The sequence below is a fragment of the Chryseobacterium cupriresistens genome (assembly GCF_046614675.1).
Lineage (GTDB): Bacteria > Bacteroidota > Bacteroidia > Flavobacteriales > Weeksellaceae > Chryseobacterium > Chryseobacterium cupriresistens.
The window spans coordinates 138,760-151,227 of record NZ_JBKKJT010000002.1 but is presented as its reverse complement, the minus strand read 5'-3'; the positions used below and the strand labels follow the sequence as shown (position 1 = coordinate 151,227).

At 36.6% G+C, this 12,468-nt stretch carries 10 protein-coding genes; 6 read left to right on the top strand and 4 right to left on the bottom strand.

All coding sequences use genetic code 11. The features are described from left to right. The first annotated feature begins 20 nt into the window (after positions 1-20). The 3 genes from ACLI50_RS05930 to ACLI50_RS05920 all read left to right on the top strand — a co-directional run bounded on the left by ACLI50_RS05930 (position 21) and on the right by ACLI50_RS05920 (position 4,117). Positions 21-383 carry an ankyrin repeat domain-containing protein gene (locus ACLI50_RS05930; protein ID WP_411413370.1) on the top strand — a complete coding sequence of 121 codons (363 nt, stop codon included), beginning with the start codon at positions 21-23 and terminating at the stop codon, positions 381-383. Between the two features lie 136 nt (positions 384-519). Then, the gene (aspS, locus tag ACLI50_RS05925; RefSeq protein ID WP_411413369.1) at positions 520-2,274 is read left to right on the top strand and encodes an aspartate--tRNA ligase; all 1,755 of its coding nucleotides are present in this window, start codon (positions 520-522) and stop codon (positions 2,272-2,274) included. A 511-nt stretch (positions 2,275-2,785) separates the two neighbouring features. Next, positions 2,786-4,117, top strand: a complete 1,332-nt coding sequence (locus ACLI50_RS05920) for a M12 family metallopeptidase (protein ID WP_202841519.1) — start codon at positions 2,786-2,788, stop codon at positions 4,115-4,117. Between the two features lie 86 nt (positions 4,118-4,203). On the opposite strand, the gene ACLI50_RS05915 is transcribed toward ACLI50_RS05920, so the two are convergent. Both ACLI50_RS05915 and ACLI50_RS05910 read right to left on the bottom strand, forming a co-directional pair. Further along, positions 4,204-5,481 carry an adenylosuccinate synthase gene (locus ACLI50_RS05915; protein WP_411413368.1) on the bottom strand — a complete coding sequence of 426 codons (1,278 nt, stop codon included), beginning with the start codon at positions 5,479-5,481 and terminating at the stop codon, positions 4,204-4,206. 178 nt (positions 5,482-5,659) lie between these two features. Then, entirely contained in the window at positions 5,660-6,229 is a 570-nt protein-coding gene (locus ACLI50_RS05910; protein ID WP_202841524.1) for a Crp/Fnr family transcriptional regulator, read from the bottom strand. 146 nt (positions 6,230-6,375) lie between these two features. Here ACLI50_RS05910 and ku point away from each other — a divergent pair, with 146 nt between their 5' ends. From ku to ligD, 3 genes are all read left to right on the top strand, one after another. After that, positions 6,376-7,161, top strand: a complete 786-nt coding sequence (gene ku, locus ACLI50_RS05905; protein WP_411413367.1) for a non-homologous end joining protein Ku — start codon at positions 6,376-6,378, stop codon at positions 7,159-7,161. Further along, positions 7,161-7,766 (top strand): DNA polymerase ligase N-terminal domain-containing protein, encoded by a 606-nt coding sequence (locus ACLI50_RS05900; RefSeq protein WP_202841526.1) that lies wholly within the window; start codon positions 7,161-7,163, stop codon positions 7,764-7,766. The genes ku and ACLI50_RS05900 overlap by 1 nt, the downstream gene beginning before the upstream one ends. Positions 7,767-7,837: 71 nt before the next feature. Continuing rightward, entirely contained in the window at positions 7,838-9,703 is a 1,866-nt protein-coding gene (ligD, locus tag ACLI50_RS05895) for a DNA ligase D (RefSeq protein ID WP_411413366.1), read from the top strand. Between the two features lie 32 nt (positions 9,704-9,735). Here ligD and ACLI50_RS05890 read toward each other — a convergent pair whose 3' ends face one another. Both ACLI50_RS05890 and ACLI50_RS05885 read right to left on the bottom strand, forming a co-directional pair. Then, the gene (locus tag ACLI50_RS05890) at positions 9,736-11,271 is read right to left on the bottom strand and encodes a T9SS type A sorting domain-containing protein (RefSeq protein ID WP_343642805.1); all 1,536 of its coding nucleotides are present in this window, start codon (positions 11,269-11,271) and stop codon (positions 9,736-9,738) included. A 150-nt stretch (positions 11,272-11,421) separates the two neighbouring features. Further along, positions 11,422-12,267, bottom strand: a complete 846-nt coding sequence (locus ACLI50_RS05885; RefSeq protein ID WP_411413365.1) for a mechanosensitive ion channel family protein — start codon at positions 12,265-12,267, stop codon at positions 11,422-11,424. Positions 12,268-12,468: the final 201 nt, after the last annotated feature.

Here is a 12,468-nt window from a genome sequence, read left to right as displayed (position 1 = left end):
TATTCTTAAAAATTATCCTTATGAAAAAAATAATCTCTACCATCTTTCTATTTGGAATGTTACTGTCTGGCAGTATGTTATCTGCCCAGAAGATGACTCAGGAAAAGATGAAAGCCATTTATTCTGATGATGTAGCAACATTTAAAAAACAGTTTGCTCCGGGAGATTACAACAAATGTTTCCTTGTTGGAAATATACTTTATTCACCCCTTGGCTTTAGTGTAATGTCTGACAGAAAGAATATTATCAACTTCCTTTTGGATAGCAAGGCTAATGTCAATAAAAAATGTCAGAACAAAACGCCTCTTGAAGTAGCTGATGAAACTAAAGGCAGCGAAGAAGTGAAAAGAATTCTTATTGCAAAAGGCGGTAATAGAGATTAAAAAACTAAAAACAATAGATGAAACTTCCGAAAGGAAGTTTTTTTTATTTATAAAACCTGCAAAAATCTTATCTTTGCCAACGAAAAATTCAAGGTCCGGAACTGGACCTTAAACATTGAACTTTAAACAAATAATTATGTTTCGATCACACACCAACGGAGAGCTATCTCTGAAAAATCTGAATGAAGAAGTTACACTATCAGGATGGGTACAGACTATCCGTGATAAAGGATTTATGATTTGGGTAGATCTTCGGGATCGTTACGGAATTACCCAGCTGGTTTTTGACCAGGACCGCTCTTCTGCCCAACTGATGGAAGAAGCTAAAAAACTGGGCCGTGAATTTGTGATTCAGGCTACCGGAAGAGTTATTGAAAGAGTAAGCAAAAACCCTAATATTCCAACAGGGGAAATCGAAATTCTGGTAGAGAAACTGACAATTCTGAACGATTCTCAGCTTCCTCCCTTCACCATTGAGGATGAAACGGATGGTGGTGAGGAGTTAAGAATGAAATACCGTTACCTGGATATCAGAAGAAATCCGGTAAAAGATAAACTGATCTTCCGCCACAAAATGGCACAGAAAGTAAGAAATTATTTATCTGACGAAGGTTTCATTGAAGTGGAAACACCTGTTTTGATCAAGTCTACTCCAGAGGGAGCAAGAGATTTTGTTGTACCAAGCAGAATGAATCCGGGGCAGTTTTATGCATTGCCACAGTCTCCACAAACTTTCAAACAGCTTTTGATGGTAGGTGGAATGGATAAATACTTCCAGATTGTAAAATGTTTCCGTGATGAGGATTTAAGAGCAGACAGACAGCCGGAGTTTACACAGATCGACTGCGAAATGGCTTTCGTAGAGCAGGAAGATGTCATGAACGTATTTGAAGGGATGACTAAAACTCTTTTAAAAGATATTACAGGTCAGGAATTCGGAGATTTCCCAAGAATGACTTTCGCAGATGCGATGAGAAAATATGGAAATGACAAACCGGATATCCGTTTCGGAATGGAGTTCGTAGAATTGAATGAACTGGTAAAAGGAAAAGACTTTAAGATATTTGATGATGCTGAATTAGTAGTCGGAATCAATGTAGAGGGGTGTGCAGACTATACAAGAAAGCAGATTGATGAACTTGTTGATTGGGTAAAACGTCCGCAGATTGGTGCTTCAGGAATGGTTTGGGCAAAATTCCAGAATGACGGAGTAAAAACCTCATCGGTAAACAAATTCTACAACGAAGAAGATTTAACAAAGATCATCGAAAAATTCGGAGCAAAAGAAGGAGACTTGATGTTGATTCTTTCCGGAAACGAAAATAAAGTAAGAGCTCAGCTTTCTGCATTGAGAATGGAACTTGGAAACCGTTTGGGATTAAGAAAAGGAAATGAGTTTGCTCCACTTTGGGTAGTAGACTTCCCGCTATTGGAATGGGATGAAGATACCGAAAGATACCATGCAATGCACCACCCGTTCACCTCTCCGAAGCCAGAGGATATCCACTTACTGGAAACTGATCCTGGTAAAGCAAGAGCTAACGCTTATGATATGGTTCTGAACGGAAACGAAATCGGTGGAGGATCTATCAGAATTTTTGACAGAGATCTTCAGTCTAAAATGTTTGATTTATTAGGATTTACCAGAGAAGAAGCAGAAGCTCAGTTCGGATTCCTGATGAATGCCTTCAAATACGGAGCACCGCCACACGGAGGTTTAGCATTCGGATTTGACCGTCTTGTAGCTATTCTTGACGGAAATGAAGTGATCAGAGATTACATCGCTTTCCCTAAGAACAATTCAGGACGAGATGTAATGATTGATGCGCCGGCTTCTATTGCAGATGCACAGCTCGACGAACTGGAATTACAATTGAATTTAAAAGCATAATGTAAAGCGGGGTATTTGCCCCGCTTTTTTTATATTCTCCTACAACCTTAAGTTCACCTTGAACTTCCTGATATTTTATCCTGACAATACTATTTTGAAAAACAAATCTTAATCAAGTAATATTATTTAGAATCAAAAAACATTACAAATTTTACTATAATTTATCGATTTACTAACAAAACAAACTTTACACTAGCAAAATATGCATTTTTACACATTATATCAAACATTCATGAAATAACTTGATTTACAATTTAATAGTAAAAATTAAATTAAAACAATTGAATCAACGAAATAAATACATTTTTCAAATAAAAAAAGAACAAATCAATCATTATATTATGTTATATGTAAATATAATTTTTATTAATATATTTACGTTACACAGCTGAATTATAATGAAGACTTAATCAAAACTTAGGAATTGATGTATTTTTATAATCTCATGCGTATGATAATAATATAGCTGTTCATATTTTAAACCTTGATCACCAAACCAATATTAAATAATATGAAAAGCAAACTATTACTCTTATCAGGATGCCTTGTTTTGGCCCTGAATTCATGTAGATCGGATATTGAAAATGCACAAACAGATTCAATAGACCTTACAACGACTAAACAGGACAATGCGAAGATTCACAAATTATTAATTGACGGAAAATACACATATGTTAATGAAGTCAATGGCGAATATTTCTATGCAGATGATATAACAATCAGTACCGAGCAGTTTAATAAATTAAAAAGCCTGGCTAATTCAGAAATATCCACAGCTCAAAAAAGTACTATTGTAAGCTCATTTATTAAAACATGGCCGAATGCCACAGTCTATTATACATTACCCAGCCAGGGAACTATGAGCACTCAGAATTATAATACGTTCCTTACCAATATTAACAAAGCGTTTGAATTGATCTCGTCTCAAACCAGTATGCAGTTTGTTCAACGTACCAATCAAACAGAATACATCACCTTTACTTATACAACTTCCAACAGTTCTCCACTCGGATGGCAACAAAACAGAGTTAACGGTATTAAGATTTATAATATCACGTATCCCGCCATTATCGCTCACGAAATAATGCATTCTATGGGAATTATGCATGAGCAATGCCGTCCGGATAGAGATCAGTACATCATTGTAGATGTTAACAAAGCTGTAGAAGGAAGCCGCCACAACTTTAACATTTACAATGATTACGCAGGATATGGGGATTTTGATTTCGGTTCAGTCATGATGTATCAGTCTACAGACTTTGCTATAGACCCAAGCCAGCCTGTAATGACTAAGCTGGACGGATCTACATTTACCAAACAAAGAACTGGATTGTCTGCCGGTGATTATGCCGGAATAAACCATTTATATGGACCTGTTAATGCCAGTTCCGCAATCAACGGGACTTATACGATGACAACAGCTTTAGCAAACAATAAAAATGTAGATATTACCGGAAGTTCCACTACAGATGGCACCAGTATAATTTTGTATTCAGCTTCTACAGGAAATAATCAGAGATTTACTTTCAGCAAATCAGATCATGGGTATTATATCATCAAATCTATACTGGATCCTTCAAAGGTGTTAACCGTGAGAGGTAACGGAACAACGAATGGAACGGCTGTTGAATTAAGAACCAATGCTAATGCCGATTCTCAGAAATGGTTATTATTCAATCTGGGAAACAATGGCTTTGGTTTTGCTCCCAAAAATGCGCCGGCATTGAGATTAGAGGTAAAAGATGGCTTAACAACCAATCTTACCCCTATTGTAATCGGCACTACGGATCAAACGGTTCAGCCTTCTACAAAGCAGCGCTTTACACTTACAAAAGTTAACTAAGTTTTTTCCATACAATAAAGAGGTTAGAAAATAAATTTTCTAACCTCTTCTGTTTATAAGATCAGTATACACTGCCTGGCATAAAACTATTTGCTGATCAATTTCAACATCTGCTCCCTTCCCGGCCCTGTCGACAGATACGCTACAGGGATTCCCAATTCTGCTTCCAGAAATGACAGAAATTCAATCACTTCCTTTGGCAGCTCCGAAGGGCTTTTCATGGCAGTAAAATCAGCATCCCAGCCATTCATCCATTTCAATACAGGTCTTCCGTTTTCAGGAAGTAAACCTGAAACATCCACTGTTTTTCCATCTTCCAGTTCATAATGGGTACAGATTGCTACAGATTTTAATCCGCTCAAAACATCTGCTTTTGTCAGAACCAGCTGAGTAACCCCGTTGATCATTACCGCATATTTTAAAGCAGGCAAATCCAGCCATCCGGTTCTTCTGGGACGTCCTGTATTGGAACCAAATTCATTTCCTTTCATTCTGAGATCATCACCAAATTCATCTAAAAGTTCCGTTGGAAATATACCATTTCCCACACGCGTACAATACGCTTTCGCTATCCCGTAAATTTCACCGATCTTTTTCGGTGAAACACCTAGACCGCTACTCGCTCCTGATGCTGTCGTTGAGGAAGACGTTACATAAGGATAAGTACCATGATCAATATCCAGCATCGCCGCCTGAGATCCTTCTGCCAATACCTTTTTACCTTCAGATAAAGCTTTGTTGATATAAATTTCAGTTTCTGTACAATTGAATTTTTTAAGGAATTCCACCGCATCAAAAAACTCTTTACTGATTTCTTCCAAAGCAGGCAAAACAATCATTCCTCCTTCTTCAAGCATCCTGTAATCTCTATTCAGAATATGCTGCGCCCTGCTTTGAAAATCTGGTAAAAATATATCCCCTACTCTCAGGCTCTGTCTTAATATTTTGTTTGAATACGCCTGGGCAATTCCATTTTTTGTAGTTCCGATAGTGGTATACTCAGGACTTTGTTCCATGAAAATATCCAGAAGCTTATGCGTTGGCATTGCCAGGTGTGCTTTTTTGGAAATAATGATATTGTTTTCCGGCTGAATGGTTTTATCAAATACCTGAAGATTCAGAATTTCTTTTTTAAAACTTACAGGATCAATAACAGTTCCCGTACCGATTACATTCTGTACTCCTTTCATAAAGATTCCCGAAGGAATCATTTTAAGTGTTATTCTGCGCCCGTTTCTTTCAATGCTGTGCCCAGCATTAGATCCGCCATTAAAACGTGCTGTAATGTCGTAATTTTCACTGATCAGATCAATGAACTTTCCCTTTCCTTCATCTCCCCATTGTAATCCTAATACAATATCCATATTCGTATTTTAAATTTTATGAAGCAAAGCTATGGCAGTCAGAAGGAAAGACCATTGTCATTTGACAAAAAGAGATTTCTTGAGAAACTAGAAGCTAGATTTTAGAAGTTAGTAAACTCACAAACCCTCTTACTCTCCCACTCAAAATAATATCATCTATCAATTATCATTAATAATTCTAGACAATATTTCTCCTGATCCTGCTCAGTGAAGACGGCGTAACGCCAAGGTAAGAAGCCAGCATAGATTGAGGAACTCTGTTGGCAAGACCGGGATAATGATTTAAAAAATGAATGTACCGCGATTTCGCATCCTGATTAAGCATGATACTGGCGACCTTCAGTTTATTTTCCACTACAAAAGCATGGATTCTTGCAAACAAAACAGGCCATACCGCAATTTTCTCTTCCAGAATTTTAAAATGTTCACGGTCAATCACCAGCAATACAGCATCGGTAATCGCTTCAATATCTTCATGCGCGGGCAGTTGATCCGTAAAGCCCTGAAAGTCTCCGATAAATCGTCCTTCATAGATAAAATACCGTGTAAAATCGTCACCTTGCTTGTTGTAATACAAGGACCGGAAAACTCCTTCCTTCACAAAGGCAATTCTCTGACTTACTTTCCCGGCTTCTATAAAAGGCTCTCCTTTTTTTACTGTCATTTCCTGAATTCCTTCAGCAATCAGCAGCTCGTCCTGAGGATTCAGTATTCCGAATTTTTTGATATAAGTAAAAAGCTCTTCCATATTTTGATATCACCACGGATTGCGGAAAGATAAAGATATAAAAGTCGGAGATAAAAACAATTGTCATTTGGCAACAAAGTCCATGAAAGGTACCACACGGGCTTCTGTCGGCATATTAATTGCTTGATTTTTAAAAACGTAAGACAATGAAAGCAATTTGGAACGGCGCAATTGGCTTCGGATTAGTCAACATTCCTGTAAAAATTTATTCCGCAACGGAAACCACAAAACTGGATCTCGATATGCTCGACAAATCTGATTTTTCAAACATCCGGTTCAAGCGAGTAAATGAAAATACAGGAAAAGAAGTAAAATGGGAAAACATTGTTAAAGGTTATCTCATAGACGACAAATATATCGTTCTTGATGAAGAAGATTACGAGGCTGCAAGCCCGGAAAAAACAAAAATACTTTCTATTGACCAGTTTGTAAAGGAAGTAGAAGTAGACAGTATGTATTTTGAGACTCCTTATTATCTGGAACCTCAGAAAAATGGTGAAAATGCCTACAGACTTTTATTAAAAGCTCTTGAAAAAACAGCTATGGTAGGAATAGGGACTTTCGTACTCCGTGACAGCGCAGCTATTGGGATGATCCGTCCTTACAATGACGACATACTGGTTCTTAACCGCCTGAGATTTGATCAGGAAATAAGAGACTATTCAGATTTAAAAATTCCTGCCCAAAAAGCTCCGAAACCTGCAGAGCTGAAAATGGCTGTCAGCCTTATTGAGCAGCTTTCTCAGGAATTTGATCCCGCAATGTATAAAGATACCTATTCTGATGAGCTGATGAAGATCATCAAGCAGAAAGCAAAAGGCAAAAACGTAAAAGCCCAAAAAGCGCAGCCTGCTAAGGAAGGTAAAGTGATTGACCTTATGGCCCAATTAAAAGCCAGCCTGAATACCTCTAAATCCAAATCCGCATCGTAATGGCTCTCAAAGATTATCATAACAAAAGAAAGTTCGATGAAACCAGCGAACCTAAAGGAAAAACAAAGAAAAGCAAAGACAAACTGATTTTTGTAATTCAGAGGCATGCAGCCTCCAGGCTTCATTATGACTTCCGGCTTGAAATGGAAGGTGTACTGAAGAGCTGGGCTGTTCCGAAAGGCCCGTCTTTAGACCCAAAAGACAAACGACTTGCCATGATGGTAGAAGATCATCCTTACGATTATAAAGATTTTGAAGGAAACATCCCGGAAGGAAATTATGGAGCCGGACAAGTGGAAGTGTGGGACAGCGGAACTTATGAACCTCTGGAAGAAAATTCTAAACTTTCTGATGAAAAAGAACTTCTGAAGGAACTCCATGCCGGTTCTTTAAAATTTATTTTGCATGGCAAAAAGCTGAAAGGTGAATTTGCTCTGGTTAAAATGAAAAATAATGATGACAACTCATGGTTACTTATTAAACATAAGGACGAATTTGCAGAAAGTCCTTACGATGCTGAAGAAAACACTTCACCAAAGTCTCTGGTTACCCAATTTTTAGAGGAAAAAAAAAGCCTAAAAATAAAAGAAAAAAAGAAGTCGTAACTTCTGAAAAATCTTTCAGAAACTTCAATTCTTTGACAAATGAAAAAAAGCTTAAGTCTTTCATTAAACCAATGCTGGCTAAACTTTCAGAGGAAGCCTTCAATGATAAAGACTGGATCTTTGAAATAAAATGGGATGGCTACAGAGCTATTGCAGATCTCAGCCATGATACTTCGCTTTTCTATTCCCGGAATGGAATTTCCTTTTTATCAAAATTTGACAAAATTGCTCAGGATTTCGAACAACAAAAACATCGTATGATCCTGGATGGCGAAGTTGTGGTCTATAACGAACAGGGAAGGCCCGATTTTCAGCTTTTGCAACAAATCGGTGATAACCCTGGTGCCGCCCTTGCCTATCAGGTTTTTGATATTCTATGGCTCAATGGCCATTCTACAGAAGATCTTCCTTTAATTCAACGAAAAGAACTTTTAAAAGAAGCTCTGACAGAAACCGAACGGATCAAGTATTGTGATCATATTCCTGAAAAGGGCATTGAGTTTTTTGCGCAAATGAAAGAAATGGAACTGGAAGGGATGATCGCAAAAAGGGCAGACAGCCTGTATGTTGAAAATCACAGAACTACCGATTGGCTTAAAATCAAGTTTTCCAATACAGAAGAGGTCATTATTTGTGGTTTTACGGAACCCAGAGGATCCCGGGAAAGCTTCGGAGCGTTGATATTAGGAAAATTTATCGATGGGCAGCTTACTTACTGTGGTCATACAGGAACAGGTTTCAATACGGCTTCTTTGAAAGAAGTGTATGAGAGACTTCAGAAAATAATTGTAAAGTCAGCTCCATTCGAAACAGCTCCGAAGACCAATATGCCGGTAACGTGGGTAAAACCTGAGCTGGTATGTGAAATCAAATATTCTGAAATTACCAAGGATGGAATCTTCAGACATCCGGTTTTTATCACAATCAGGGATGACAAAAGCCCGGAAGATACTAAAGATCCATCCTTCACCGAAAAATCTAAAGATATGAATACGAAAGCTTCATCAAAAAAGACAAAGACTTCTGAAAAAGAGATTACCTTAGACAAGCATTCCGTAAAGCTTACCAATCAGGATAAGGTATATTTTCCTGAAGATGGCATTACAAAAGGAGATGTCATTGAATATTATCAGTCTGTAGCACGTTATATTCTCCCTTATTTAAAAAATCGTCCGCTTTCTCTCAACCGCTTTCCCAATGGAATTGAAGAGCAGAGCTTTTATCAGAAAGATGCAGGAGATCATGTTCCTGACTGGATAAAAACCACACAGGTATATTCGGAATCCAATGATAAACATATCGATTATATTTACTGTAATGACAAAGCTACTATGGCTTATCTTAATAATTTAGGCTGCATTGATTTCAATCCATGGAACAGTTCTTTACCAGATCTTGAGCATCCGGATTATCTGGTTTTAGACCTTGACCCTTCTTCAAAAAATACATTTGATGAGGTGATTGAAACGGCACTTCAGGTGAATGAAGTTTTAAAATCAATTAAAATAAAAGGTTACTGCAAAACCTCAGGAAGTACAGGAATTCACATTTATATTCCGATGGGTGGTAAATATGATTTTGACCAGGTAAAAGATTTCGCTCATATCCTCATGAAGCAGGTGAATGATAAACTGCCCAAGATTACCACGCTGGAAAGAAGTCTTCAAAAAAGGGATAACAAAAAAATTTACCTTGATTACCTGCAAAACAGAACAGGGCAGACTCTGGCAAGTGCATACAGTCTGAGACCAAAACCCGGAGCTTCAGTTTCCATGCCTCTGGAATGGGACGAATTGAAACTGGGAATGAAACCTACAGATTTTACTATTAACAATACCCTTGAAAGAATTAAAGAGAAAGGAGATTTGTTTAAACCAGTTTTGGGTAAGGGAATTGATATGATGAAGGCTTTGGAGCTGCTGCAGAATATAGAGTAAAAAAAAGAGACGAGAAAATTCTCGTCTCTTTTTTATTCCTTTATAAATTTGTTGGTTATACTTCCGATTTTCAGATAATATATACCGTGTTCAAGATTACTAACGTCTATCTTATTATCTTTAATAATTGCTTTCAATATATTTCTTCCACTTGCATCTGTAATTTCTACATTATTATCCTTCATTTTTCTGGAATTAATATTCAGGATATTCTTTACAGGATTAGGATATATACTTACACTTTCATCCTTAATTCTCTCCTCTTTAGCCGTTAATATATTTCCATTATTTAAAACCTTTGTAATAATACCTTTATTCGGCGTCTGATGATTTCCAAAAATCAATATTTTCTGATCAGCCGTCATGATTGCAGATCTCATAAATTCCTTATAATTTAAATCAACATCAACTATTCCGTTATTCCCAAAACCCGAATCTACGGAACCATCCGTATTAAATTTTTTGATAAATTGGTTAAGGTCTGCTGCGTTTCCCGTGGGGCTTGCCATACATACCAAAAATAAATGGTTGCTATTATCTAATAATAAAGTAGGATAAAGGATATTATTGTCAACATAATAATTATTGCTATTATAGTAAGATTCATTAACAATACCATTCGTTCCAAAACTATTGTCCAGATCTCCATTTTGATTTAATTTCATCAACGTGATCAGAGATACTGGTGAAGCAGCAGAAGACGAAACTCCATATATGTAAGTGTTATTATCTTTACCTGTTGCCGTACAGAAATAAGTTGAATAATTTTGAATCGGGGTATAAGATATCGAATTATTATTATAAGTAGTATCTAAAATGCCATCTGCAGAATACCTTGACTTTATAAATTGTCCATCTGTTTTTTGCCCGATTAATAGTAATTTTGAATCATTTTGAAGTACCAGGCGTCCTAAATTTGCTTCCTGCAGCACAAGACCATTATTTCCAAACGTGGTATCAATAGAACCATTTTCATTAAGGCGGAGAACGGCTAATTTTGATAACTGGTTATCTACTACTGTTGTGCACAGCAAAATTTTGTTATTACTAGTTAAAATTACATTATGAAAATTAAAAGGGCCAGACAGTCCAAGGGTGTCAAAAAATGAGTTAAATACAGAATTAGCAACCACTCCATTAGTACCAAACCCTATATCATAAGTTCCGTTTTCATTCAACCGGATTAACTTATTGCCCAAAATATCACCAAGGATAATTTTTTGATCAGGCTGAATACACATTTTAATCAAACGGGAAATCGGGTTGGAAGAAACTGGCGGAATAAATACTGTATTGAAACTGTTATCTATAGTACCATCAGCATTCAGCCTTTGAATTACATTGGTAGTAGACTGACTGCTATTGGGTATATTGTAAAAGGTTCCACTTACCATAATTTTCTGCTGTGCAGTAAAAGCTCCGGTTTCATAAATAAATCCGTATGCATTGTTAGGCGTGTATGTATATATTCCATTATTGCCAAAAGAAGGATCTAAAAATTGGCTTTGTGCTGTTACAGATGTTACTGCACTAAAAATTCCTATAAAAAGGAGCAGTTTATTAATCATAGTTAGTAATTTTTTGCAAATATAATGTAATATTTGAGCAGGCAATATTAATCTTAAATATTTGTAGCAACAGCAGTTATTCGCATAACTCAGTAATAAAAACTCCCACATAATATAACGCAGGAGTTTCTTTAAAAAAATTAAATATAATTATTGATTGTAAATATGCACATCCCTTTGAGGAAAAGGAATTCCGATTCCTGCTTTATCGAGAGCTTCTTTACAACCGATGATTAATTCTTCATTCATTGTCCAAAAGTTTTCAGTGGAAGTACTTACTCTTACCGATACATTGACAGCACTGTCTCCAAGCTCTGTTATTACTACCTGGGGCGCAGGTGTTTCAAGAGCATATTGATTATTTTTAATAACTTCCATTAGAATATCCTTGGTCTGCCTAAGATCCGCATCATAAGCAACTCCGATATCCAATGATGTTCTTCTTGTTCCCAGCTGGGTAAAATTGGTAATGCTATTATTTGACACTACCCCATTAGGAATAACAATCAGTTGGTTTTGTGGTGTAACCAGCTTTGTATGAAAAATATCAATAGCCTGTACAGTTCCTGACACACCTGAACTGGTAGAAATAAAATCTCCGATTTTAAAAGGTTTTAATAATAAAATTAAAATTCCACCTGCAAAATTCGTTAAGGATCCCTGTAAGGCTAAACCTACTGCCAGACCTGCGGCACCAATCATGGCAACAAATGCAGAAGTCTGTACTCCAAGCTGTGTTACAACAACAATAAACAAAAGAATATTCAATCCCCAGTTGATAATATTTAAAAGAAAGTGCTGGAGCGAAGCTTCCATGTTTCGTTTTTTGAAAGCTTTTTCAACCAGCTTTTTGATCATTCTGATCATCCATGAGCCAATCAGGTAAATTAATAATGCAGAAATGATTGCAGTAAAAATCCTCGGTGCCCATGAAATTGCTGAAGAAATTAAGGTGTCCCAGTGTTGTTGAATCTTGTTCAATTCTAAATCGTCCATTTTTATACTATGTGTTACTATTTATATCAATATTATATCAATACAGCATTGATATCTTCTGCAGGATTTGAAAAAAGAATTCTACCCTTCCCTACCTGAGCGAAGGTGAATCATATTTATCCTTGAAATAGATTGACAGCAGAAAAAGAATGTTTCAGCTTTATTCAATAATCATTCAGAAACTGAATCTTGCAGGAAGAA

Excerpts from the sequence above, each read along its gene's own strand:
- ACLI50_RS05930 (WP_411413370.1), top strand. The coding sequence starts at position 21 with ATGAAAAAAATAATCTCTACCATCTTTCTATTTGGAATGTTACTGTCT.
- aspS (WP_411413369.1), top strand. The coding sequence starts at position 520 with ATGTTTCGATCACACACCAACGGAGAGCTATCTCTGAAAAATCTGAAT.
- ACLI50_RS05920 (WP_202841519.1), top strand. The coding sequence starts at position 2,786 with ATGAAAAGCAAACTATTACTCTTATCAGGATGCCTTGTTTTGGCCCTG.
- ACLI50_RS05915 (WP_411413368.1), bottom strand. The coding sequence starts at position 5,481 with ATGGATATTGTATTAGGATTACAATGGGGAGATGAAGGAAAGGGAAAG.
- ACLI50_RS05910 (WP_202841524.1), bottom strand. The coding sequence starts at position 6,229 with ATGGAAGAGCTTTTTACTTATATCAAAAAATTCGGAATACTGAATCCT.
- ku (WP_411413367.1), top strand. The coding sequence starts at position 6,376 with ATGAAAGCAATTTGGAACGGCGCAATTGGCTTCGGATTAGTCAACATT.
- ACLI50_RS05900 (WP_202841526.1), top strand. The coding sequence starts at position 7,161 with ATGGCTCTCAAAGATTATCATAACAAAAGAAAGTTCGATGAAACCAGC.
- ligD (WP_411413366.1), top strand. The coding sequence starts at position 7,838 with ATGCTGGCTAAACTTTCAGAGGAAGCCTTCAATGATAAAGACTGGATC.
- ACLI50_RS05890 (WP_343642805.1), bottom strand. The coding sequence starts at position 11,271 with ATGATTAATAAACTGCTCCTTTTTATAGGAATTTTTAGTGCAGTAACA.
- ACLI50_RS05885 (WP_411413365.1), bottom strand. The coding sequence starts at position 12,267 with ATGGACGATTTAGAATTGAACAAGATTCAACAACACTGGGACACCTTA.